This window comes from Streptomyces sp. Ru71 (assembly GCF_002920535.1).
GTDB lineage: Bacteria > Actinomycetota > Actinomycetes > Streptomycetales > Streptomycetaceae > Streptomyces.
Window position 1 is genome coordinate 40,103 of record NZ_PQSS01000044.1, and the last position, 23,587, is coordinate 63,689.

Genomic DNA, 23,587 nt, shown 5'->3' on the forward strand with positions numbered 1-23,587 from the left:
TCCTGTGAGACCGGGCGCTCCCGGCCGCCGGAGCCGATTGTCAGACCCCGCCCGTAGAGTCGGAGACGTCTGATCCGACGTGCGGACGGGAGGTGGCGGAACGTATGGGCGACATGCCCGCCGTGGCCGAGCGCGTGCCCGTGCGGCTCGCGGCCGTCTTCCTGCCCGCCGCCGTGCCGCGCGAGGGCCGGATCGCCCTCTGGGACCCGGACGACGGCCCCCTGCCGCAGCTCACCTCCGCCGAGCCGGCCGAACTGACGGTGGTACGCCCGCACGGCGCGTCCGTCCGGCGCAGACGGACCCCGGCGCTGTCCCTGCCGCTCGACGCCGCCCTGCCGCTGCTGGTGCGTGCCCGCCGTGACCCGGCCGCCCATCCCGCCACCGCCTGCTGGGGCGCGGCAGCGCTGCACGCGCTGCGGCTCACCGCGCGCGGGCGCCTGCTGCCCGGCCTCACCCCCAGCGGCCACGACGCCTGGCGGGCCGGCCCCCTCGACCCGGACGACATCGCCCATCTGCGCGCGGTCGCCGCCGCCCTGCCCGCCGAGGGGCACGCCGTCCCGCTGCCCGGCCCGGGCCCGCTGCGGCTGCCCGCCCCCGAGGCGCTGATGCGCGCCTTCCTGGACGCGGTCACCGACACCCTGCCCCGTACCCCGGCCGCGCCGTACGCCGCCGGCCGGCCCTTCGCCGCCCGCGAGCCGCTGCGGCTGCCCGGCGCGCAGGACTGGGCCGCCGAGGTCGCCGCCGGTATGGACGCCGGGGTGCGGATCTCGCTGCGCCTGGACCTCGCGGCGCAGGATCTGTTCGACCAGGGCTCGGGCGGCGCGGGCGCGCGGGGTGCCGGAGCGGCGATCGTGCAGGTCCACAGCCTCGCCGACCCCACCCTGGTCGCCGACGCGGCGGCGCTGTGGGCGGGGGAGGCCGACGCCTTCGGCCCCCGCGCACGTGTGGACGCCGCCCTCGCCGTACGGCGTGCCGCCCGGGTGTGGCCGCCGCTGGGCCGCCTCACCGAACAGGACACGCCGGACGTGCTGGCCCTGTCCGAGGACGAGCTGGGCGACCTGCTCGGCGTGGCCGCCACCCGCCTCGCGGCCGCCGGGGTGGCCGTCCACTGGCCCCGCGACCTGGCCCACGACCTCACGGCGAGCGCGGTGGTCCGGCCCGCGCCGGGCTCGGCGACCGACGGCACCGGGTTCTTCGAGAGCGAGGACCTGCTGCAGTTCCGCTGGCAGCTCGCCCTCGGCGGCGACCCGCTCTCCGAGGCGGAGATGGACACCCTCGCCGAGGCCCACCGCCCGGTGGTCCGGCTGCGCGACCAGTGGGTGCTCGTCGACCCGGCGCTGGTCCGCAAGGCCCGCAAGCGCGACCTGGGCCTGCTCGACCCGGTCGACGCGCTGTCCGTCGCCCTCACCGGCACCGCGGAGGTGGACGGCGAGACGGTCGAGGCGGTCCCGGCGGGCGCGCTGGCGGCCCTGCGCGACCGGCTCACGGCCGGCCTGCACCCGGCCGAGCCGCCCCCCGGGCTGCACGCCACGCTGCGCGACTACCAGCTGCGCGGTCTCGCCTGGCTCGAACTGATGACCTCCCTCGGCCTCGGCGGCTGCCTCGCCGACGACATGGGCCTCGGCAAGACGATCACCGTGATCGCCCTGCACCTCAAACGGGCCCGCCGCGAGCCCACCCTGGTCGTCTGCCCGGCGTCCCTGCTCGGCAACTGGCAGCGCGAGATCACCCGCTTCGCCCCCGGCGTCCCCGTGCGCCGCTACCACGGGCAGGGCCGCACCCTGGAGGACCTCGACGGCGGTTTCGTCCTCACCACCTACGGCACCATGCGCTCGGCCGCCCCCACACTGGCCGAGCAGCCGTGGGGCATGGTGGTCGCCGACGAGGCGCAGCACGTCAAGAACCCGTACTCGGCGACGGCGAAGGCGCTGCGCACCATCCCGTCCCCCGCGCGCGTGGCGCTCACCGGCACACCGGTCGAGAACAACCTCTCCGAGCTGTGGGCGCTGCTCGACTGGACGACCCCCGGCCTGCTCGGCCCGCTGAAGTCCTTCCGCGCCCGGCACGCGCGTGCCGTGGAGACCGGGGAGGACGAGGAGGCGGTGCGGCGGCTGGCCCGCCTGGTGCGCCCGTTCCTGCTGCGGCGCAAGAAGTCCGACCCGGGTATCGTGCCCGAGCTGCCGCCCAAGACGGAGACGGACCACCCGGTGCCGCTCACCCGCGAACAGGCCGCGCTGTACGAGGCGGTGGTGCGCGAGTCGATGCTCGCCATCGAGACGGCCGAGGGCATGGCCCGCCGCGGCCTGGTGCTCAAGCTGCTCACCTCGCTCAAGCAGATCTGCGACCACCCGGCGCTGTATCTGAAGGAGGACCACGGCCGGGCCGACGGCGACCGGCTCGCCGCCCGTTCCGGGAAACTCGCCCTGCTGGACGAGCTGCTGGACACCCTGCTCACGGAGGACGGCTCGGCGCTGGTCTTCACGCAGTACGTCGGCATGGCCCGCCTGATCACCGCCCACCTGGCCGCCCGCGCGGTCCCGGTCGACCTGCTGCACGGCGGCACCCCCGTGCCCGAGCGCGAACGCATGGTCGACCGCTTCCAGGCCGGCACGACACCGGTCCTGGTGCTGTCCCTGAAGGCCGCAGGGACCGGCCTCAACCTCACCCGGGCCGGTCATGTCGTCCACTTCGACCGCTGGTGGAACCCGGCCGTCGAGGAGCAGGCCACCGACCGTGCCTACCGCATCGGCCAGACCCAGCCGGTGCAGGTGCACCGGCTGATCACGGAGGGCACCGTCGAGGATCGCATCGCCGAGATGCTCGCCGCCAAGCGCGCCCTGGCCGACGCGATCCTCGGCTCGGGCGAGTCCGCCCTCACCGAACTGACCGACCGTGAACTGTCCGATCTGGTCTCGCTGCGGAGGGAGGCGTGATGGCACCGACGGACCCATCGGCCGACGCCCCCGGCCCCGCCGAGGCGGCACGCCGGGCCCTGCGCGAGGCACGGGAGCGTGCGGGCGCGACACCGGAACCGGAGGGAGCCGGCGAGGGGGAGGGCGCCGGAGCGGAGCACGAGCCCGTGGAACAGGCGCCCGCCATGGACCCCGCCCAGCCCCCGGTGCGGCGGGAGGACCCCGAGCAGCCGGAACAGCCCGTACCTTCGGGACCGCGGCCGGGAGACGCCGCCCGCGCGGCACTGCGACGCGCGGTGGCCCAGCGGCGTACGGCGGCGCGGACCGACGACCAGGCCACGGAACCCCCTGCGCCTGACGAGACGCCGCCGGACACGGCCCCGGCGCCGGCCGGGACCCAGCCGGGCGACACCGCCCCGGCGGCGTCCGGGACCCACTCCGGCGACACCGCCTCCGTGCCGCGCGGGACCCGGTCCGGCGACAGCGCCCCGGCGGACCGCGCCCGCGAGGCGCTGCGCGCGGCCAGGGCCGAGGCCCAGCGCAAGGCGGCCGACGCGGCCGAGACGTCCACGGCACGGCGACGGCCGCCCCGCTCCGCCGCGCCCCCGGCCACGCGGCACCCCGGTCCCTCCCGTGGCGACCTCGCACGCGAACGGGCGCTCGACGTGAGGAACTTCCTGGCGGGCGCCTTCCGCATGCCCTCGGACCCGGCGCCCGGCGAGCCCGACGACGAGGACAGCGGGTGGACCGGTCAGGACAGCGGCCACCCCGAGCAGCCGGCGCGGCCTCAGCCCGTGCTGCCCGCGTCCGACACCCCCACTCACCCCGCACCGCCCGACCCTCCTGGCCCCGCGTCCCACGTCCCCCGCTCCATGGCCGCCCCCGCCCGGGACGGCGATCTGCGCCGCACCTTCCCCGCCTTCGCGCCCGGACCGGCCGGCGAGGGCTCCCGGTTCGCCGAAACCTGGTGGGGCAACGCCTGGATCACGGCGCTGGAGGAAGGCGCGCTGGATCCCAAGAGGCTGGCGCGCGGGCGCGGTTACGCCGAACAGGGCCATGTGGACGCCATCACGGTCACCCCGGGCTCGGTGCTCGCGTACGTGCGGGGCAGCCGCCCCCGCCCCTACCGCGTGCAGGTGCGGCTGCGCACGCTCGACGACGCGGACTGGGCGCGCTTCCTGGACGCGGCGGCGGAGCGGCCCGGCCATATCGCCGCCCTGCTCGACAAGGAGATGCCGCACTCCCTCGCCGACTGCGGGGTCCGCCTGCTGCCCGGTCCCGGCGACCTGGAACCCCGGTGCAGCTGCCCCGACCGCGGTCACCCCTGCAAGCACGCCGCCGCCCTCTGCTACCAGACCGCGCGGCTGTTGGACGAAGACCCCTTCGTGCTGCTCCTGCTGCGCGGCCGGGGCGAGCGGCAGCTGCTCGACACGCTGGCCCGGCTCAGCGCCACCCGAGCGGCCCGCGCCGCCCAGGACCGGGAGCCGGCGCCCCTGCCCGGCGTGCGGGCCACCGAGGCGCTCGCGCCGCGCCGACTGCCGCCGCTGCCCGAGCCGTTGCCGCTGCCCGCGCACCCGGAGCAGCCGCCCGTCTACCCGGCGGCCCCCGGCGGGCCCGACCCGATCGCGCTGGACCAGCTGGCCACCGACGCCGCCGCCCGCGCCCACGCCCTGCTCGCCACCGGCCGGGACGAGGTGGGCGAGCTGACACTGTGGCAGGACGCGATCCGGCTGGCGGCGGCCCGGCCCGGCTCCGGGCTCACCGCCGGCTCACGCGCCCTGTACTCCTCGCTCGCCTCCGCCGCCGGCCGCAGCCCGGCCGAGCTGGCGCGCGCGGTCGCCGCGTGGCGCCAGGGCGGACGGGACGGGCTCGCCGTACTGGAGGAGCCCTGGGATCCGCCGGCGGGACGTTTCGACCGTGCCCGCCCGGCGCTCCTCGCCGCCGACCTCCCCGCGTTCCGGCCCTGGCGCAACCGCCTCACCCACCCGCGCGGCCATGTCCAACTCCGCCTGGGCCGCGACGGGTTGTGGTACGCGTACGAGTCCGAGCCGGGCGCCGACGACTGGTGGCCGCGCGGCACACCCGACCCGGACCCGGTCGGCGCCCTGACCGGCCTCGGCATCACCGAGGAACTCTGAGGGCGCACCGCCGGCGTACCCAGCCGCACGGGTGAAGCCCACCGGCCGTCCGTCCGAAGGGCGTTGTCAGTGGCCCCCGCTAAGTTCGTTGATGTCCCGCCGATCCGGCGACTGGGCTTCCCTTGTGCTGCAAAGGAGATGGTGTGTTGTCCGAGTTCGAGAGGTCGAGCACGGCGCGGGTGATCCCGCCCGCCCGGCCGCGCAAGCTGGCCAAGGTCCCGTTCGTGGAACTGGCCGACGGACGTCTGCAGGGCGTCGTCTCCAGCGGCTCGGCCATCGAGCGGGTCTACGTCTCGTCGGTCGCCGCCGGGACGTACGCCTACGCGTGCAGCACCAACAACAACCGACCCTGCGGCGGCGCCCGCGGCGGCTTCTGCAACCACATCGGCGCGCTGATCAACGAATCGGTGCTGCAGTACGGCGCCGAGCGCGTCGCCCGCTATCTGCGGGTCGACCTCGCGGACGGCGAGGCCGGCGCGCTGGCGATCCACCACGCGATGGGCGCGACCCGCCCGTCCCCGGCCGACAGCAAGGCCGCCGCGTCGGTCTTCAGCCGGTTCCTGCGCCACCTGTCCTACCTTGAACTCGCCGCCACCACGGCGCCGTTGCCGGAGATGCAGTGGTTCCCGCCCACGAGGGCGGTGGCGTGATGAGGCTCGACCTGCTCACCGAACCGGTCGACGGCCTCGACGAGGCACTGGCCGCCGTCGACGCCTTCGACCAGGCTCTGCTCGGCGGCCTGCTGCGCCCCCAGCCGGCCCAGACGCAAGGCCTGACGGCCCTCGCCGACGCGGTCGCCGCGAGCCCGCTCGCCGCGCGGGTCGCCGAGGCCGCCGACAAGGCCGCGGCCGGCGCCGCGAGCGAGGATCACCTCCTCGCCCTCGCCGCCGCCCGCACCGCTGTGCTGGGCGCCGTGCACGACGCGCTCGCCGCCCGCGCCGACGAGGCCACCGGCCGCACCCGCGCCGGGGAACCGGCCCCGCCCGCCGCCGGGGAGCAGCCGCCGAACCTGCTCGCCGCCGCCCGCTCCTGGCTGTGCGACCTGGCCCGCGCCGGCTGGCAGGGCATCGACCACGACGTGGTCGCCGGCTCCGCCCAGGTGGTCTCCGCGATGCTCCCCGACCCGGGGCTGCGGCGCCTCGCGACGCTCCTCGACGGCTTCGCCGCCGAACTCGCCGCATCCTGCCCCGGCGCGGCCGTGGACCGGGTCCCCGTGCGCCGCTGGGCCGACCTGTGGGCGCGCGGCATGCTCCTGACCGTGCCAGGCGCCGCCACCGCGCCCGCCACGGACACCGTCACGGGCCGGCTGCTGCCCCTCGGCGTCGATCTCCAGGAACACGCCGGCGCGGCCCAGGCCCAGGTCCACGCCGTCCTCGAACCGGCCGACGGCGGCTCTCCCCGGCTGGTGCGGGTGAGCGTGTCCGTGCCGAAGCCCGACACGGTCCTCGGCGCCGGCGTCTGGCAGCTGCTGCGCCCGCACCTCACCCTCCTCACCGCCGCCGGTGAGGGCCGCTCCATGGACCTCACCGACATGCCGGTCACCGCCGAGGGCGACCTGATCTGGCACGAGGAGCACGCCCGCCCGGGCGAGCACGCCGACCCCTTCGCCACCGCCCGCGTCGCCCTGCCGACCGCCACCGCGGCCCCGGCCGCGCCCCTGGACCGGCACCCGGTGCGGCTGGCCGAGCCGGTTTTCCTGGAGGGCTACGGCGCCGAACAGGACGACGAGGGACTGGTGTTCACCGTCGCCGGGTGTCGCCTCGCCGTCGACACCGACCGCGTCCCGGCCGCAGGCCCGCTCACCCCGCAGACCGTCGCCGGCTCCAGCGCCTGCATCGGGCTGCTGCGCTGGGACGCCGGGGACTTCGTCCTCCAGCCGCTCGCCGTGGAGACCACGGTGCGCAAGAAGACCGTCGCCGTGCACGCCGGCGCATGGGCCGGGGGCACCACCGACAAGGCCGGGGTGAAGGCGGAGAAGGCCGCCACCGACGCGGTGGCCGTACTGCGCGAACGCGCGGGAAGGCTGCTGCGCGCATGACCGACCACACCACCACGGGGGCCGCACCGGCCGACGCCGACGAGAACCGCCGTCAGGTCCTGTACTGGCGGCTGCTGGCCCGCCTCTTCGATCACGAGGAACAGCCCGGCCTGGAGTCCGCCTCGCTCGCCGTCGTCGAGGACATCGGACTGCCGCCCGCGCTGCTGGACCCGCAGTCCTCCATCGACGCCCTCGTGCAGCGCCACCCCGAGCTGGCCGCCGAGTTCGACCGGCTGATGGTGCCCGAACCCGACCCGGACGGCCGCGACCGGGCCGCCGAGGTACGACGCGCCGCCCTGGTCTCCAAGGTGCTGCTCAACGTCTTCGCCTCCGCCGCCGGCACGGTCACCGCCGGGCAGCTGGCCCGCTGGCAGTCCGACGCCGGCTGGCTGGAGCGGGCGCTCGGCTGCGCACCGGGCGACCTGCGCGGCGGCCGCGGCGCGGGAGACGGCGCCGCACGTGCGGGCGCCGGCCAGGGAGTCAGCCCCACCGGCACCGGACCCGGCCACCCACCCCGACCTCGGCACCCTCATCCCGGCGATCGGCCCCGAACTCGGCGCCATCGAGGCCGACCTGGTCAAGCGCATGAAGCTGCGCGAGGTCCTCGCCGATCCGCGGCTCGCCGCACAGCTCACCCCGAGCATGTCGCTCATCGAGCAGTTGCTGCGCGACAAGAACAACCTCTCCGGTGTCGCCCTCGCCAACGCCAAGGCGCTCATCCGCCGCTTCGTCGACGACGTCGCGGAAGTGCTGCGCACACAGGTCGAGAAGGCGTCCGTGGGAGCACTGGACCGGTCGGTGCCGCCCAAGCGGGTCTTCCGCAACCTCGACCTGGACCGCACCATCTGGAAGAACCTCACCAACTGGGACCCGGACGAGGAGCGGCTCTACGTCGACCGCCTCTACTACCGGCACACCGCGCGCAGGACGACACCCCAGCGGCTGATCGTCGTCGTCGACCAGTCGGGCTCGATGGTCGACTCCATGGTCAACTGCACCATCCTGGCGTCCATCTTCGCCGGACTGCCCAAGGTCGACGTCCACCTGATCGCCTACGACACCCAGGCGCTCGACCTCACCCCGTGGGTGAACGACCCGTTCGAGACCCTGCTGCGCACCAACCTCGGCGGCGGCACGGACGGCACAGTCGCGATGGCCCTCGCCCAGCCGAAGATCGCCGAACCGCGCAACACCGTCGTCGTGTGGATCTCCGACTTCTACGAATGGCGCTCCGAGGAACTGTTCGAGAGCATGGCGGCCGTCCACCGCTCCGGGGCGAAGTTCATCCCCGTCGGCTCGGTGACCAGCGCGGGCCGCGGCAGCGTCAACCCGTGGTTCAAGGAGCGCTTCAAGGACCTCGGCACGCCGGTCATATCCGGCCACATCCGCAAGCTCGTCCACGAGCTGAAGACGTTCCTGGCCTGACGCGCCCGGCCGCGCCCGACGCCACCGGGCTCCTCGCCCGGCCTTCTTCTCACCTCTCTTCATCACCGAAAGGCCCCCTCATGTCCGACCTGTTGCGTGCCCCCGCCGAGATCAAGTACGCCGAGGAACTGGACTGGCTGGAGTCCGTCGACGACCAGCCCAAGCCGTTCTCCTGGCGGCTGTCGCCGAAGATGATCCGGCTGTTCATCCTGGGCTCCGAGCGGGCCGACGGGCTCGACCGGGAGATCTCCCAGAAGTGGTTCGGCGACCGCAGCATCGTCGAGCGCGCCATCGTCACCCTCGCCTCCGACCGCGGACTGCTGCTGATCGGCGACCCCGGCACCGGCAAGAGCTGGCTGGCCGAACTGCTGGCCGCCGCGGTCTGCCGCAACTCCACCCTGGTGGTGCAGGGCACGGCCGGCACCACCGAGGACCACATCAAGTACTCGTGGAACGTGTCCATGGTCATCGCCAAGGGCCAGTCGCGGGAGTCGATGATCCCCTCACCGATCATGACCGCGATGGAGAGCGGCGTCATCGGCCGCTTCGAGGAACTCACCCGCTCCACCAGCGACGTCCAGGACGCACTGATCTCCATCCTCTCCGAGAAGTACATCTCGGTGCCCGAACTCGACAGCGACAACATCGTCTTCGCCAAGCCCGGCTTCTCCGTCATCGCCACCGCCAACAGCCGCGACCGGGGCGTCAACGACCTGTCCTCCGCGCTCAAGCGCCGCTTCAACTTCGTCCGCATCCCCGTGGTCACCAACAAGAAGAGCGAGGCGGAGATCGTCCGCTTCCGCACCGAGGAACTGCTGCGCCGCCACCGCATAGAGCTGGACGTGCCGCCGACGCTGCTGGACGTGCTGCTGCAGAGCTTCTCCGACCTGCGCGCCTCGGCGGCCGCGGCCGCCAGCGACGACGAGAAGCTGGAGTCGGCGCTGTCCACCGCCGAGCAGATCGGCGTGCTGGAGGACGCCATCCTGCACAGCAACTTCTTCGGCGAGCGCACCCTGACCGCCCGCACCCTCGCCTCCTCCCTCGTCGGCTCGCTCGCCCGGCGCGAGCCCGAGGACCTCGCCATCCTCAACAAGTACCTGCACGGCGTCGTCGAGCCGCGCGGCAAGGAGGAGGGCGGCAGTTGGCCGGAGTTCTACGAGGGCGGCCGCGACGCGATCGCCACCCTGGCGTGAGCGCCGTGAACGAGGGGACCTTCGCCGCACTGCGCGGCCAACTCCAGCAAGCCGCAGCCGCGTTCGCCGACGGGCCGAACGCACTGGAGGGCATCCTCCTCGGCATCGTCGACGACGTCGACCGCGCGGTGCGCGAACCGCTGGAGATCTTCCCGGTCTGCCACCACTCGCCCGCCTCCGCGCTCGCCATGGCCCGCCGGCTGCGAGAGAAGCGGCCGAAGGTGGTCTACCTGGAGCTGTGCGAGGACATGGCGCCGCTGCTGACCGAGCTGCGCAACTGCCGGCTGCCCGTCGCGGTTCAGGCGTTCGCCACCGAGGTCGACGGCTTGCCCGCCGAGTGGGCGCCGCTGTCGGTGGTCGCCCCGATCACCGAGGCGTCCGCCGAGTACCAGGCGATCGCCTACGCCCTGGACACCCCCGGCGTCGAACTCGTCCTCGTCGACCGCTCCTCCGACCACGTCTTCCAGTGGCAGGAGAACGAGGAGGAAGCCGCCGCGACGGCCGACCCCGACGCGCCGCCCGCCGAGGAGGAGGCCGCGCTGCACGGCGACGCGGTCGGCGTGGAGATCGGCGACCTGCGCCCACGCTTCGTCGAACTGGAGGAGCACCTGCTGAGGCATGGCCGGGTGCGGCACTGGTCGGAGTGGTGGCACCAGTACGTCGAGCTGCCCCTCGGCGACGCCGACCACGACACCTACCGCCAGGTCATGCTGCTGATCGGCAGCCTCTTCCGCCGTCTCGCCCCCGGCGAGGCGCACCGGATCCGCGTCGACGAGGACCGCGAGCGGTACATGTGGACGCGGATGCGGCAGCACCTCACCGCGACCGGCACCGACCCGGCGGACGCCCTGTATGTGTGCGGCGCCTTCCACGCGGCCAGCCGGGTGGCGGAGTTCGGCGTGCACGGCGCGGACACCTTCGACATCAGCGCGCCCAGCGGCACCAAGTGGCAGCACGGGCTGATCCCGTCCTCGCACGCGGCGATCGAGGCGCAGTTCGGCCTCGCCGCGGGCTCGGTGTCCATCGCCGCGACGCAGTGGGCGAAGAACCTCAGACGCACCCGGGTCAAGCCGTACCGGCTGGCCGGGCAGGCGGGCACGAAGGCACCCGGGAAGACCGCGAAGGCCGACGCCCCGGCCGCGGTCGACCCGGCCGCCGCCTCCGACCGGCTCAGCGGCTTCCTGCGCAGGCCCCCCGTCCTGGACCGCCTGGACGAGGAGGAACTGCTCGGCTGGTCCGTGGAGATCGTGCGGGCCGCCCGCCGCAACGGCTACCTGGCCTCCACCGCCGACGCCATCGCGGTGTTCGAGACGTCCATCCTGCTGGCCGGGATGCGCGACCGCGCCAAGCCGACGCCGTACGACTTCCAGGACGCGGCGGTCACCTGCATCGAGAAGGACACCGTGCCCGGCCGGCGGGACGTGCGCCGGCTCGTGGAGATCATGCTCGGCGGCGACCGCGTCGGCCAGGTCGGATACGACGCCCTGCCGCCGCTCGCCCGCGACGTCCACGACCGGCTGGCGCCGCTGAACCTCAAGCTCCAGCAGCGCGGAGTCCAGCGGGCCCTGCTCGACATGGCGTCCCGCCCCGAGCTGCGGCCGTGCTCCGACGTGCTGTGGATGCTGCGCTACGTGATGCCGCACGGCGCCGCCCGCCCCATCATGGGCGAACGCAAGCTCGGCGAGGACCCCATCCAGGAGTCGTGGGACCTGGCCCTCGGCACCCACCAGCGGGCCCTGATCGAGCTGGGCTACGAGGGCGTCAGCCTGGAGCAGGTCCTCGAACAGCGTCTGCGCCGCACCGCGTACGGTCCGCAGGCGACCACGGCGACCGTCCTGGAGACCGTCGAGGACGCCACCCTGTACCTGCGCAGCCGCCGCCTCGCCGACGAACTGGGCCGGCACGCCCTGGAGGTCCTGGCCACCGAGCGGAGCGTCGACGGCGCCCCGGAGGTACTGCGCCGGGTGCGCGGACTGCTGGCGTACTACCGCACCAGTGAGCCGACACTCCCGGAGTGGATCGAGTCCTTCGTCAAGACCGGCTACGCCCACTACTGCACCCTGCTGCCGACGGCGTGCGCCGACGACGACGCGAGCGTGGGCCAGGTGGCGGCCATGCTGGGCTTCCTGTTCAGCATGGAGAGCCTCGCGCTCTCCCTCGGCTGCGACCGCAACCAGCTGGAGCTGGCCGTCGCCCAGTCGCACCCCGAGGACCCCGCGAAGATCGCGCTGCTGTGGGCGGCCAGAACCCAGCTCGGCCATCTCTCCCGCGCGGACCTGCGGGCGCGGTGCGCCGAACTGCTGGCCAACCCCCTGGTGGTGCCGGCCTACCCGCGCTACCTCAGCGGCCTCCTGCACGCGCTGGAACCGGTTCCGGGCCTGGCCGACTTCGTCGTCGAAGCCGTCTCCCACGCCTTCGCCCAGCTGCCGGACCCGGTGCTGCTGCCCTGGCTGCCGACCCTGATCACCACCCTGCGCGGCGGCGGCGCGGACCTCGCGCCCCTGCTGATCCGGGAGGCCGGCCGCATCTTCCCCGGCCGGCTGGCGGCCCTGGACGCCTGGGTGCCCCCGTGGCGGGCCGACCCGGCCCCGGCGGCGGCCCGGCCCTCCCGCGACCGGGCGCCCGGCCCGCGCGGCCTGCCCCTGCTCGCCGCCCACCCCGCGGCCTGCGAGGCGGTGGCGGACCTGCTCGGCTGCGCGGACCCCTGGCAGACGGCGGAGCCGGCCCCGGCGGGCGCGGCCCTGCTCGCCCGCCATCCACGCTCCGCGGAGGCCCTGGAGGCGCTGCTGACGACTCGCTGACGTCCCCTGCGACGCCCTGAACGCCTGACGACCCACCCGCCGAAGTCACCGGCCCCCCGCACCGGTGACTTCGGCACGCCCGTCACCTGCGCCAGAACAGGTGGTGCAGCACGCCGCTCGGGCTGGGCACGACCTCCAGGTGGAAGCGGTCGCTCAGCTCCTCGGGGGAGTCCCACAGCCGCAGTCCGGACCCGAGCTTCACCGGCGAGACCACGACGTGCAGGGTGTCGACGAGGTCGGCGTCGAGGAACTCCCGGATGGTGGTGACCCCGCCGCCCAGCCGGACGTCCTTGCCCTGCGCCGCCTCCCGCGCCTGCGCCAGCACCGTCGCGGGGTCGCCGTCGACGAAGTGGAAGGTGGTGTCGGACAGCGTGAACGAGGGGCGCTTGTGGTGGGTCAGGACGAACACCGGAGTGCGGAACGGGGGCTCCTCGCCCCACCAGCCGCGCCACTCGGGGTCCTGCCAGGGCCCTCGCTGCGGACCGAACTTGTTGCGGCCCATGATCTCGGCGCCGATGTTGCGCGAGAAATCGCGGGTGAAGTAGTCGTCCAGGCCCCGGGTGCCACCGGGGTCGGTGCGCATGGGCCAGCTCGCCGTGGCACCGGCCCAGGCGAACAGCCGACCGGGATCGACGTGCCCGAACGGCCGCTCCAGGCTCTGCTCCTCACCCGCGCCGATCCCGTCACTCGAAACGCAGAAGTTCTGCACCCGCAGTAGCTGAGTGGTCATGTGTTCCTCCCGTGTCGTCAGGCCACGGTGATAAGACTCCGCGGCCTGGCGGAACTCATCGGTGGCGTCGACACGACGCGCGCTCCCACCGCCGAGGCCGCCCGGCCCAGGTCAAGGCTTTGCTCGCCGGTTCCCGACGGGAGAGATCAGCGCACAGGAAAGCCGAAGGAGTAGCCCTGTTCCTTGAGCCAGGGGAGGATGCGGCGCAGGGCCGCGACGGTCTGGGAGCGGTCGCCGCCCGCGTCGTGGAACAGCAGCGTCGGCCCGTTGGGCACCTCACGCTGGACGGTGGCGACGATCGCGTTCGTGCCCGGCCGCTCGAAGTCCTTGGAGTCCACGTTCCAGCCCAGCGGACGCATGCCCCGGGAGGCGGCCAGGGTGCGGCTGTACGGGGTGAAGGCGCCGCCGGGGGCCCGGTAGTACATCGGCTTCACGCCGCCGGAGGCCTCGGTGATCATGCGCTCGGCGTCGAGGATCTGCTGCGACTGGTACGCCTGGGACTTCTTGTCCATGGTGGTGTCGTGCGACACGGTGTGGTCGCACAGCCGGTGCCCTGCCGCGACCACCTTCTTCACCAGGTCCGGGTGGGCCTGCGCCTGCGTCCCCACCATGCAGAACGTGGCCTTCACCCCGTACTGCTCAAGCAGGTCGAGCATCTGAGGCGTCCACACCGGATCAGGGCCGTCGTCGATGGTGATGTTGACGCCGCGCGGTCCCTTGTCCGAGGCGTGCGCGATGGTCACCGCCACCGGCGACGCCGGCGCAGTGCCCGACGAGGCCGACGCGGACGGCTTGGGCGAGGAGGCGGTGGCGCTCACCTCACCGGCCTGAGCCGTCCACACCGCGGCACCGGCGGCGAGCACGGTCACCCCGAGAGCCGCGCCAACCACCTTGCCGTACCAGCCGCGTCCACCACCGTGACGTGCCATGTCCGCCCCACTTCCCCGCAGTTCCCCACCGGCCCTCGGCCCCTGTTCTGCCACCTGACAGGACGAGAGACAGCGGCCATCGGATCCGTCCGTTACCGATCACGGACAATTCTGCGGGAGTTCACGGACAAGTCCGCGCGCGGCGGCGGTGATTGAACGATCCGCGAACAAGGAACAAGGACCGAGGGGCCCCGGCACACGTCACGTGTGCCGGGGCCCCTCGGCGTGCGGTTCAGTCCAAGTGATGCGTGTCGTTGAGGGCCAGCACCGTGGCGGTGCCGTCCTCGTCGTACCTCACCGTCGACAGGGACGCCGCCGCGACCTCCATACGGAACAGACTGTGCGGCGGGGCCTGCAGGGCGAGCCGTATCAGGGTCCTGAGCGGTACGACATGGGAGACGACCACGACCGTGGCGCCGGCGTACCGGGCCAGGAGTCCGTCCCGTACGGCGGAGACCCGGCGAGTGACCTCCCGCATGGTCTCGCCCGCGCCCGAGGGCGGACTCTCGGGCGAGGCGAACCATGCGCTCAGGTCGTCCGGGTAGCGTTCGCGGATCTCGCCGAAGGTCAGTCCCTCCCAGGCGCCGAAGTCCGCTTCCCGCAGGTCCCGGTCGACCTGGACGCTCAGGCCGAGGCGCGCGGCCACGGCCTGAGCGGTCTCCTGGCAGCGCCGCATCGGTGAAGTGACGACCGCCTCGATGGCGCCGCGGCGGGCGAGGGCGTCCGCTGCCGCCCGGGCCTGGCGGCGTCCGGCCGGGGAGAGGCCCGGGTTGGATCCTCCGCTCCCGGAGAGCCGCCGCTCGGGCGTGAGCAGGGTCTCGCCGTGCCGCAGCAGGACGAGTGTCGTCACGTCGCTCACTTCGAGGTCTGCGCGAAGTGGTCCCGTACGGCGTCGGTCTGCTTCTCCATGATGTCGATGATGCCCTCGACCACGCTCAGGTCGGCGTCCTCGGCGATCTCCAGGACCCGCGACCAGTCGAAGAAGCTGCGGGCCGGGTCGTTGGTGATGGGGAACACCCGGATGGTGGCCTCGTAGCTGGCGACTCCGCTGGTGGGTGCGACGGCCCGGTAGGACTGGGTCTTGTTGATCTCGTCACGGGCGGCGATCTCCTGCTGGACGACCTTGCCGCTGAGCGTGAGCTTGAAGTCGTAGCGGGCCGGCACCGTCTCGACCGAGCCGCCCTCCACCCAGCTGACGTCCCGGTGGACGTCCAGGTCGCCGGGGGACACGATCTCCAGGATCTGCATGGCGTCGCGGATGGTCGCCCACACCGTCTCCGGGTCGGCGTCGAGGATGGTGGAGTGGTACATGGTGTGCTTGCGCTGGATCTTGATCGGCACGGGGTGTTCCTTCTCTGGTTCTTGTCTAGTTCTTGGCGACGAGGTGGTTTCCGAGGACCAGGTAGTCGATCTCGGTGCCCAGGAAGCAGTTCAGGGCGTCGGTAGGAGTGCAGACGATGGGTTCGCCGGCGACGTTGAACGAGGTGTTGATCAGGCACGGGGTGCCGGTGAGGTCGATGAACCTCCGCAGCAGTGCGGTGAGCCGCGGGGTTCCCTCGTCCGTCAGGGTCTGGATCCGGGAGGTGCCGTCCACGTGTACGGCGCCGGGGATGCGCTCCTTGTACTCGTCGCGGACGGGGAAGACGAACGTCATGTACGGGGAGCTGGTCTTGCGCCCCATGTCGAAGATCTTCGGCGCCTGCTCTTCGAGGACCAGGGGAGCGAACGGGCGGAAGGGCTCGCGGTGCTTGACCCGGGTGTTGATGATGTCCTTGATGTCGTCGAAGCCGGGGTTGGCGAGGATGCTGCGGTGCCCCAGCGCGCGCGGCCCGTGCTCGATACGGCCTTCGAACCAGCCGATGACGACCTTCTGCGTCAGCAGCTTCGCCACCTGCTCGACGACCTCCTCGTCGTCCAGGCGCGAGACGGCGACACGGTCGCCGAAACGCTCAAGGGCCTCCTCGATCGCGGCGTCGTCGTAGGCCGGGCCGAGGTACGGGGTGACGGGTGTGGAGGCGGCGGCGAGGACGGCGGCGGGCTCGGTGCCGGGGTCGTTGAGCCAGGCATGGGCCGCGGCTCCGATGGTGATGCCGGTGTCCGAGGCGCCGAAGCTGACGTGCATGTCCTCGAAGCGGGAGCCTTCGAACAGCGGGGTGTTGTTCAGGCAGTTCAGGGCGACGCCGCCTTCGAACAGCAGCAGGTCGAGATCCGTCCGCCGCTCCAGGTGGCGGACCTGGTGGGCGGTGGCGACGTTCAGCATCTGCTGCGCGGCGGCGGCGACGCGGGCCTTGTAGGCGAGGGTGTCCTCGAACGGGCCGAAGTACTCCTCGAACAGGGCGTCGTGGCTGTGGAGGTTGTCGGTCTGCAGCGGCTTGGTGAAGCTGTAGCGGCCGTCGTCGTGCAGCCGCAGCAGGTGCTCGACGAACGGGTTCGGCGCCGGCGGGGCGGTGTATCCCGCCAGGCCCATCACCTTGTACTCGTCGTTGTTGGGGACGAAGCCGAGGAAGCGGGTGATGGAGGAGAACAGGGTGCCCATGGAGTACTGGGCACCGATGACGGTGTCGTCGAAGACGGTGATCCTGCCGTTGCGTATCTCGCCCGTCAGCGTCGAGAAGCGTTCGGCGCGGCCGTCGCTGACGAGGAACGCGGCGTCCTTCATGCCGGCGAGGTAGTAGCCGGTGGTGGCGTGCGCCAGGTGGTGAGGAACGAAGCGGACCTTGGCCGGGTCGGGGCGGTGTCCGGTGCGGGCCTCGAAGTCCGCGAGCATCGCCTCGGGGCTGACGACCTGGTCGAACAAGTCGGCCATGTCGCTCATGAGGTTGGTCTTCGCGGCCAGCGGCATGGGCGAGGTGCGGATGCCGTCCAGGATCTCGTTCAGGACCTGAGGGGTCCAGTTCCACGGGAAGGCGAACAGATCGACGTCGTCGAACGTGATCCCGGCTTCGTTCAGACACCAGTCGATCGCGTTCACGGGGAAGTCGGTGGTCTTCTTCTCCCGGTTGAGGCGCTCCTCCTCCACCGCGGCGACCAGGCGGCCGTCGATCAGGAGTGCGGCGGCGGCGTCATGGCCCAGGAGGTAATGCTTGTTGATGCCGGTCGCACCGAGGCGTTCGGAGAAGAACTCCGACACCCGACTGAAACCATTACATCCGAGAACAATCACGGGATTCTTTCCTGTTATGGGGCTACTTGGCGATCAGCAGGTCGCGCAGCTTCTCTCCGGCCGCGGGCGCCTGGCACAGACCCGCGCCGGTGAATCCGGCCGCGTACAGGAAGCGGCGGGTGGGGTGTTCGCCGATGAAGGCGGAGTTGCCGGGGCTGGCGTCGAAGTCGCCGGTCCACGCGCGATGCAGGCCGCTGCCGTCCAGGGCGGGGAACAGGGTGCCGAGATGCCCGGCGATGCGGCCGAGCCAGGCCTCGCGGCTCTCGCCGGCCTTCGGTGCGCCCATCGCGAGGAGGATGCGGTCCCGCCAGGAGCGGATTCGCAGCCCGGATGCGACATGCATCGTCATGGGCAACTCGCGGTGCGGGACGGGCGGGACGTCGGTGAACAGCATCTCCATCGAGTGGGGCGTCAGCGGCAGGTCGACCGACGCCATGGCCGCCACCTCGCCGGACCAGGGTCCGGCCGTGCACACGACGCTGTCCGCCTTGATGCTGCCCTGCGGGGTGTGGACGGTGTTGTCGTCGTCGATGCCTGTGACGGGTGTGTGGGTGAACAGGCGGGCGCCGTGGTTGCGGGCGGCGGCGGCGTAGCCGCGGACGATGTCCAGGCCGTCCACGTGGTACGCCTCCGGGGACCAGGCGGCGGCCAGGACGGCGCGCTCGTCGATCAGCGGGTTCAGCTCGGCCGCCTCGCGGGCACCGATCAGCCCGACCTGGACACCGGCGGCCTGCTGGTCCTGCTGGTCCGCCTCGAATGCGGCGATCTGCTGCTCGTCGGTGAACAGCGCCATGAACCCCAGCCGCTTCAGGCCGAGTGAGGCTCCGGTGCGGCGGGCGAAGTCGTGATAGGCGTTCAGGCTGCGCACGGCCCTGCGCCCCGTGGAGGGGTTGCCGGGGAAGTAGGTGCGGACCATGCCCGCCGTGTGCGCGGACGCGCCGCCGCCGAGGCCTCCGCGTTCCAGCAGCACGGTGTCCACGCCGGCTTCGGCGAGGTGGTAGGCGGTGGAGGTGCCGATCACTCCGCCCCCGACGACGACGGCTTCGGCGCGGGCAGGCAGGGCAGTCATGGCTACGCGCCCGCCTTGACGCCCTGCTGGCGCAGGTGGTCGCCGGTGTCCCACGGGTACAGCTGGAGGTTCCAGCCGCCGAGGCAGTTGATGTAGAGGGCCATCTGGCTGGTGACGGCGTAGAAGTCGTCACGGTCGAGGCGGTCGAGGACGTCGAGGAAGCGCTGGGTGAACGCCCACAGCTTCTCCAGGCCGCAGTAGCCGAGGAACTCGGCGGGGACGCCGACCAGGAGGCGGGTCATGTGGACCAGGGAGTCCATCGGCATGCCCTGGACGGCGGCGCGGACGAGTCCGCCGTAGGAGGCGTAACCCAGGGGACGCGTCTCGCCGTTGACGAACAGCAGGGTGGGAAGGACGGTGCCGAAGTTGCCCGCCTGGGAGGGGATGACGCCCTGGTGGAGGTCTTCCAGCTCGACCGGGGGCGCGAGCCAGATCCTCTCGGTCTCGGCGGCGATGTCGGCGATCAGGCGGCCGGCGTCCGCGTCGCCGGCGTGGAGCACCGGGATGCGGTGGCCCCCCGGTTCGCCGGCGCGGCGGACCTCGACGAGGATCTGCTTCTTCGTGGAGTAGACGGCGTCCCAGATCGCGGCCCCGGCCTCCAGCAGGGCGGGCATGTCCGCCTCACGGATCCGGCCGACGGGGGTGGCGGGCATCGGCTCCGTCAAGGTGCCGTACTTGATGCCCAGGTGCTGCAAGCCGGAGCAGAACACGGTGCCGTCGGGGGCCTCGCGCCGGTCGGGGATACGGGTGGTGTGGGGGGTGTGCAGCAGGGTGGGTATCGGCGCCACGTGGTAGAGGTGCTCTCCCGCGATGAGTGCGTGCCCCTGGAGGCTCTGGTAGGGCAGGGACTCCCACAGGGCGTCGGCGAGCGCCGGGTTGCGGTCGTCGAGATCGGCGGCGACCGTGATGCCGAGGTCGGGCCAGGAGATCTCGATCTGACGGCCAAGCAGCTTCTCAGACAAGGCTTTCCCCGTTCGTTGGTTCGGCTTGCCCGAGGAGTACATCGCCGGTGGACGGGTATCAGCCAGGCGACAAAGACCTGAAATGTGAGCAGTCTGAGATCTGTGATTCGTGTGTTCCTACGAGAACCAGACGGCTCGGAAATCGGTCAATGTGCGCTCCTTCCAGGGCTGTTGCGGTCGAGCGCGCTCACTTGTCGGCCGGCCGGCCCGTGACCGCTTGGGGGAAGTCGAACAGCTGCTCAGGGTCGAAGGCGGCCTTGACGCGCTGCATCCGCGGGTAGTTCTCGCACACCGCCGGTCCCGGGCGGGCGCCGGCGCGGTGCTTCGGGCGCGCTCAAGCAGGACACCCAGCGGGTCTGCCGCGGCGGTCCACGACCTGGTCGAGACGGAACCCGGCGTCCCCCCGTTGGAGAGGCGTCCGTGAGACGTGAGAAGGTCTGACGCGTGAGTGAGACACCGTCGAACACCCTGCAATACCGCTTTGACGGGCCGGAGGACGCCCCGGTCCTGATCCTGGGTCCCTCACTGGGTACCACCTGGCACATGTGGGACCGGCAGGTCCCGGAGCTGGTCAAGCAGTGGCGCGTCCTGCGGTTCGACCTGCCGGGGCACGGCGGTGCACCCGCGCACCCCGCGGGATCCGTCGCCGAGCTCACCGCCCGCCTGCTCGCCACCCTCGACGCGCTCGGGGTGCAGCGCTTCGGGTACGCCGGCTGCGCGCTCGGCGGTGCCGTCGGCGTCGAGCTGGCGCTGCGCCACCCCGAGCGGCTCGCCTCGCTGGTGCTGATCGCCGCCTCGCCCCGGTTCGGCACCGCCGACGAGTTCCGCCAGCGCGGCGTGATCGTGCGCACCAACGGCCTCGACCCGATCGCCCGCACGTCCCCCGACCGCTGGTTCACGCACGGCTTCGCCGCCGCACAGCCCGCGATCACCGACTGGGCCGTGCAGATGGTGCGCACCACCGACCCCGGCTGCTACATCGCCGCCTGCGAGGCGCTCGCCGCGTTCGACGTACGGCCCGAGCTGGGCCGGGTGGGCGTGCCGACCCTCGTCCTCGTGGGCTCCGAGGACCAGGTCACCGGGCCCGCCGAGGCGCGCACGCTGGTCGCCGGCATCCCCGACGCCCGTCTCGCGGTCGTGCCCGGCGCCTCCCACCTGGTCCCGGTCGAACAGCCGGCCGCCGTGACCGACCTGCTCGTCACGCACTTCTCCACCGCCTGGCAGCCGGTCATCGACCCCGGCACCGGCCAGATCGCCATCCCGGCCGCGCCCGTCAAGCCGGTGCTCGCCGCGCCGCCGCCGCAGCCGACGGCCCCGATCGCCGAGATCGCGCCCGCCGTGGCGGAGCCCCAGCCCGCCGGGCGCCCCGACCCGTACGACGCGGGGCTTAAGGTGCGCCGGGAGGTGCTCGGCGACGCCCACGTCGACCAGGAGCTGGCGCAGGCCGGTGACTTCTCCGGCGACTTCCAGGAGCTGCTCACCCGCTACGCCTGGGGCGAGGTGTGGAACCGGCCCGGCCTCGACCGGCGCTCCCGCAGCTGCGTCACGCTGACCGCGCTCGTCGCCGGCGGTCACCTGGAGGAGCTCGCCTTCCACACCCGCGCCGCCCTGCGCAACGGACTCACCCCGGACGAGATCAAGGAGGTGCTGCTGCAGGCGGCCGTCTACTGCGGCATCCCGGCGGCGAGCAGCGCCTTCAAGGTGGCCCAGCAGGTCATCCGCGAGGAGACCACCCTCGCCGAGTGAGATCCCGAGTGAGATCCGGGCGGCGGCACGGAGGTGCGCCGCCGCACCCCTGCGCCGCCCGGGGCAGGATGGGCGTATGAAGCTCACGAAGATGTCGCACGCCTGTGTCCGTCTGGAGAAGGACGGGCGGACGCTCGTCCTCGACCCGGGCGGTTTCAGCGAGCAGGACGCCGCGCTCGGCGCGGACGCCGTCCTGGTCACGCACGAGCACCCGGACCACTTCGACGAGGGGCGGCTGCGGGCCGCGCTGGAGCACAACCCGGCCGCCGAGATCTGGACCCTGCGGTCGGTCGCCGAGCAGATCTCGGCGGCCTTCCCCGGCCGGGTGCACACCGTCGGCCACGGCGACACCTTCACCGCCGCCGGCTTCGACGTCCAGGTGCACGGCGAACTGCACGCCGTGATCCACCCCGACATCGCGCGCGTCACCAACGTCGGCTACCTCATCGACGGCGGCGCCGTCTTCCACCCCGGCGACGCGCTCACCGTCCCCGACCACCCCGTCGAGACGCTGATGCTGCCGGTGATGGCCCCCTGGAACAAGATCTCCGAGGTCATCGACTACGTCCGCGAGGTCGGGCCGCGTCGCGCCTACGACGTTCACGACGCCCTCCTGACCGACCTCGCCCGCCCCATCTACGACCGCCAGATCGGCGCCCTCGGCGGCACGGACCACCAGCGGCTGACCCCGGGAAGCAGCACGGAGGTCTAGCGGGGACCGCGTTGTCAGTGCCGCCGGGTAGGTTGTGAGGCATGCGCATCGCGACCTGGAACGTGAACTCGATCACCGCCCGCCTCCCGAGGCTCCTGGCCTGGCTGGAGAGCAGCGGCACCGACGTGCTGTGCCTGCAGGAGGCCAAGGTCGCCGAGGACCAGTTCCCCTTCGAGCAGCTGCGCGAGCTGGGCTACGAGGCGGCGGTGCACGCCACCGGGCGGTGGAACGGCGTGGCGGTGGTCTCCCGCGTCGGCATCGAGGACGTCGTCAAGGGCCTGCCCGGCGACCCCGGCTTCGACGGCGCCGTCGAGCCGCGCGCGATCTCCGCGACCTGCGGCCCGGTCCGCGTCTGGTCGGTCTACGTGCCCAACGGCCGTGAGGTGGAGCACCCGCACTACGCGTACAAGCTCCAGTGGTTCGAGGCCCTGAAGGCGGCCGTGGCGGGGGACGCCCAGGGCAGCCGCCCGTTCGCGGTGATGGGCGACTACAACGTGGCGCCGACCGACGACGACGTCTTCGACGTGGCCGCGTTCGAGGGCTCCACCCACGTCACCCCGGCGGAGCGCGCCGCGCTCGCCTCACTGCGCGAGGCCGGGCTGAACGACGTGGTGCCGCGCCCGCTGAAGTACGACCAGCCCTTCACCTACTGGGACTACCGCCAGCTCTGCTTCCCCAAGAACCGCGGCATGCGCATCGACCTGGTGTACGGCAACGAGCCGTTCGCCAAGGCCGTCAAGGACGCCTACGTCGACCGCGAGGAGCGCAAGGGCAAGGGAGCCTCGGACCACGCGCCGGTCGTCGTCGACCTGGACGTCTGAGGCACCCCGGCGCTCACAGCAGCCGCAGGTCCACCGAGTTCCCGAGCGCGGCCATTCCCGCGTCCTCGGGGTGCAGATGGTCGCCGCTGTCGTAGGCGGGCAGCATCCGCTCCGGGCGGGCCGGGTCGCGGACCACGGCGTCGAAGTCCAGCACGCCGTCGAAGCCACCGGTGGCGCGGATCCAGGCGTTGACGGCCCGGCGCTCGGTGTCCACGGCGGCCGGGCACCGGGCGTGGCCCGCGCAGGGCAGGATCGTCGCGGCCAGGACGCGCAGCCCGCGCTCGCGCGCCCGGTCCGCGATGGTGCGCAGCCCGTCGATCAGCGCCCCGGCCGGCGCCCCCGCCAGCAGGTCGTTGACGCCCTCCAGGATAACCACGGTGCGCACCCCGGTCTGCGCGAACACGTCCCGCTCCAGCCGGTGCAGGGCGCTCACCCCGGACTGCACGGTCGTGACGCCGTCGCCCGGGTAGCCGTCGGCGAGCACGCGGTTGGCCGAGACGCCGCCGTTGAGGACGCCGTAGCGCGGCACCACACGCTGTCCGCGCAGCCGCCCGGCCAGCACATCGGGCCAGCGGCGGCCGGCGTCGGGCGTCGACCGCTCCCCGTCGGTGATCGAGTCGCCGAGCGCGACCACCGACCCGGGCCCGCCGCCGACGTCCACCCCGGTCAGCAGCGGCCAGCTGGTCAGGGTCGTGGCGTACGCTCGGGCGACACGTCCGCGGTGTGGTCGCCGGCCCGCTCAGATACGACCGCTGCAGCGCGAGCCGGTGGACGGGCGCCGCCGTCACCGGTCCCGGCAGATGGAAGCTGACCAGCAGGTCCGCCCCGGCGGGCACCGCGAAGGCCAGCGGATCGCTCACCGCCTGCGCCCCGGCCGGGATCTCCACCCCGGCCGCACCGTCGAAGGACACCGCCACCGGCGTGCCCGTCGGCGCCGCCCCCGACGCG

At 73.0% G+C, this 23,587-nt stretch carries 19 protein-coding genes and 1 pseudogene; 11 read left to right on the top strand and 9 right to left on the bottom strand.

The annotated features are described in order from the left end of the window. Positions 1–104 precede the first annotated feature (104 nt). The 7 genes and pseudogenes from C3489_RS24015 (at position 105) to C3489_RS24045 (ending at position 12,507) form a co-directional block, all read left to right on the top strand. The gene (locus C3489_RS24015; RefSeq protein ID WP_103784117.1) at positions 105–2,933 is read left to right on the top strand and encodes a DEAD/DEAH box helicase; all 2,829 of its coding nucleotides are present in this window, start codon (positions 105–107) and stop codon (positions 2,931–2,933) included. Continuing rightward, the gene (locus C3489_RS24020; protein ID WP_103784118.1) at positions 2,933–5,050 is read left to right on the top strand and encodes an SWIM zinc finger family protein; all 2,118 of its coding nucleotides are present in this window, start codon (positions 2,933–2,935) and stop codon (positions 5,048–5,050) included. Before C3489_RS24015 ends, C3489_RS24020 begins: the two co-directional genes overlap by 1 nt. Positions 5,051–5,193: 143 nt before the next feature. After that, a complete protein-coding gene (locus C3489_RS24025; protein ID WP_219821974.1) occupies positions 5,194–5,700 on the top strand; it encodes a hypothetical protein in 507 nt (168 codons plus the stop codon). Continuing rightward, on the top strand, positions 5,700–7,088 hold the full coding sequence (locus C3489_RS24030; RefSeq protein WP_258054926.1) for a hypothetical protein: 1,389 nt from the start codon (positions 5,700–5,702) through the stop codon (positions 7,086–7,088). Before C3489_RS24025 ends, C3489_RS24030 begins: the two co-directional genes overlap by 1 nt. Then, positions 7,085–8,513 (top strand): annotated as a pseudogene (locus C3489_RS24035) (VWA domain-containing protein). The gene C3489_RS24030 and the pseudogene C3489_RS24035 overlap by 4 nt, the downstream one beginning before the upstream one ends. An 80-nt stretch (positions 8,514–8,593) precedes the next feature. Then, positions 8,594–9,706, top strand: coding sequence for an AAA family ATPase (locus C3489_RS24040; RefSeq protein WP_103784121.1), 1,113 nt, complete (start codon positions 8,594–8,596; stop codon positions 9,704–9,706). After that, positions 9,703–12,507 carry a DUF5682 family protein gene (locus C3489_RS24045; protein WP_103784122.1) on the top strand — a complete coding sequence of 935 codons (2,805 nt, stop codon included), beginning with the start codon at positions 9,703–9,705 and terminating at the stop codon, positions 12,505–12,507. Before C3489_RS24040 ends, C3489_RS24045 begins: the two co-directional genes overlap by 4 nt. A gap of 82 nt (positions 12,508–12,589) precedes the next feature. Here C3489_RS24045 and C3489_RS24050 read toward each other — a convergent pair whose 3' ends face one another. From C3489_RS24050 to C3489_RS24085, 8 genes are all read right to left on the bottom strand, one after another. Continuing rightward, complete coding sequence (locus tag C3489_RS24050) at positions 12,590–13,237, bottom strand: dihydrofolate reductase family protein (protein WP_103784123.1); 648 nt, start codon at positions 13,235–13,237, stop codon at positions 12,590–12,592. Positions 13,238–13,383: 146 nt separating this feature from the next. After that, positions 13,384–14,166 carry a polysaccharide deacetylase family protein gene (locus C3489_RS24055; RefSeq protein ID WP_103784124.1) on the bottom strand — a complete coding sequence of 261 codons (783 nt, stop codon included), beginning with the start codon at positions 14,164–14,166 and terminating at the stop codon, positions 13,384–13,386. 232 nt (positions 14,167–14,398) lie between these two features. Beyond that, complete coding sequence (locus C3489_RS24060) at positions 14,399–15,016, bottom strand: histidine phosphatase family protein (RefSeq protein ID WP_374936771.1); 618 nt, start codon at positions 15,014–15,016, stop codon at positions 14,399–14,401. 5 nt (positions 15,017–15,021) lie between these two features. Further along, the gene (locus tag C3489_RS39530) at positions 15,022–15,507 is read right to left on the bottom strand and encodes an SRPBCC family protein (protein ID WP_103784126.1); all 486 of its coding nucleotides are present in this window, start codon (positions 15,505–15,507) and stop codon (positions 15,022–15,024) included. Positions 15,508–15,532: 25 nt separating this feature from the next. Next, positions 15,533–17,296 (bottom strand): carbamoyltransferase C-terminal domain-containing protein, encoded by a 1,764-nt coding sequence (locus C3489_RS24070; protein WP_308460821.1) that lies wholly within the window; start codon positions 17,294–17,296, stop codon positions 15,533–15,535. A 55-nt stretch (positions 17,297–17,351) separates the two neighbouring features. Continuing rightward, positions 17,352–18,398 carry an FAD-binding oxidoreductase gene (locus tag C3489_RS24075; protein WP_103784128.1) on the bottom strand — a complete coding sequence of 349 codons (1,047 nt, stop codon included), beginning with the start codon at positions 18,396–18,398 and terminating at the stop codon, positions 17,352–17,354. Between the two features lie 2 nt (positions 18,399–18,400). Then, entirely contained in the window at positions 18,401–19,360 is a 960-nt protein-coding gene (locus C3489_RS24080) for a hypothetical protein (protein WP_103784129.1), read from the bottom strand. Positions 19,361–19,547: 187 nt separating this feature from the next. Beyond that, positions 19,548–19,652: a BBE domain-containing protein gene (locus C3489_RS24085; RefSeq protein WP_103784130.1), complete on the bottom strand. Its 105-nt coding sequence runs from the start codon at positions 19,650–19,652 to the stop codon at positions 19,548–19,550. Between the two features lie 152 nt (positions 19,653–19,804). Between C3489_RS24085 and pcaC the strand changes: the two genes are divergently transcribed. The 3 genes from pcaC to C3489_RS24100 all read left to right on the top strand — a co-directional run bounded on the left by pcaC (position 19,805) and on the right by C3489_RS24100 (position 22,639). Next, on the top strand, positions 19,805–21,106 hold the full coding sequence (gene pcaC, locus C3489_RS24090) for a 4-carboxymuconolactone decarboxylase (protein ID WP_103784131.1): 1,302 nt from the start codon (positions 19,805–19,807) through the stop codon (positions 21,104–21,106). A 76-nt stretch (positions 21,107–21,182) separates the two neighbouring features. Further along, positions 21,183–21,818: an MBL fold metallo-hydrolase gene (locus C3489_RS24095; RefSeq protein WP_103784132.1), complete on the top strand. Its 636-nt coding sequence runs from the start codon at positions 21,183–21,185 to the stop codon at positions 21,816–21,818. Between the two features lie 41 nt (positions 21,819–21,859). Beyond that, entirely contained in the window at positions 21,860–22,639 is a 780-nt protein-coding gene (locus C3489_RS24100) for an exodeoxyribonuclease III (RefSeq protein ID WP_103784133.1), read from the top strand. A 13-nt stretch (positions 22,640–22,652) separates the two neighbouring features. Here C3489_RS24100 and C3489_RS24105 read toward each other — a convergent pair whose 3' ends face one another. Beyond that, positions 22,653–23,300 (bottom strand): SGNH/GDSL hydrolase family protein, encoded by a 648-nt coding sequence (locus C3489_RS24105; protein WP_374936772.1) that lies wholly within the window; start codon positions 23,298–23,300, stop codon positions 22,653–22,655. Between the two features lie 62 nt (positions 23,301–23,362). Between C3489_RS24105 and C3489_RS40065 the strand changes: the two genes are divergently transcribed. Then, a partial coding sequence (locus tag C3489_RS40065; protein WP_374936773.1) for a hypothetical protein occupies positions 23,363–23,587 on the top strand: 225 nt, incomplete at its 3' end.

Bases quoted from the DNA above. Each gene is read 5' to 3' on its own strand.
- C3489_RS24015 (WP_103784117.1), top strand. From the start codon at position 105: ATGGGCGACATGCCCGCCGTGGCCGAGCGCGTGCCCGTGCGGCTCGCG.
- C3489_RS24020 (WP_103784118.1), top strand. From the start codon at position 2,933: ATGGCACCGACGGACCCATCGGCCGACGCCCCCGGCCCCGCCGAGGCG.
- C3489_RS24030 (WP_258054926.1), top strand. From the start codon at position 5,700: ATGAGGCTCGACCTGCTCACCGAACCGGTCGACGGCCTCGACGAGGCA.
- C3489_RS24040 (WP_103784121.1), top strand. From the start codon at position 8,594: ATGTCCGACCTGTTGCGTGCCCCCGCCGAGATCAAGTACGCCGAGGAA.
- C3489_RS24050 (WP_103784123.1), bottom strand. From the start codon at position 13,237: ATGACCACTCAGCTACTGCGGGTGCAGAACTTCTGCGTTTCGAGTGAC.
- C3489_RS24055 (WP_103784124.1), bottom strand. From the start codon at position 14,166: ATGGCACGTCACGGTGGTGGACGCGGCTGGTACGGCAAGGTGGTTGGC.
- C3489_RS24075 (WP_103784128.1), bottom strand. From the start codon at position 18,398: ATGACTGCCCTGCCTGCCCGCGCCGAAGCCGTCGTCGTCGGGGGCGGA.
- C3489_RS24095 (WP_103784132.1), top strand. From the start codon at position 21,183: ATGAAGCTCACGAAGATGTCGCACGCCTGTGTCCGTCTGGAGAAGGAC.
- C3489_RS24100 (WP_103784133.1), top strand. From the start codon at position 21,860: ATGCGCATCGCGACCTGGAACGTGAACTCGATCACCGCCCGCCTCCCG.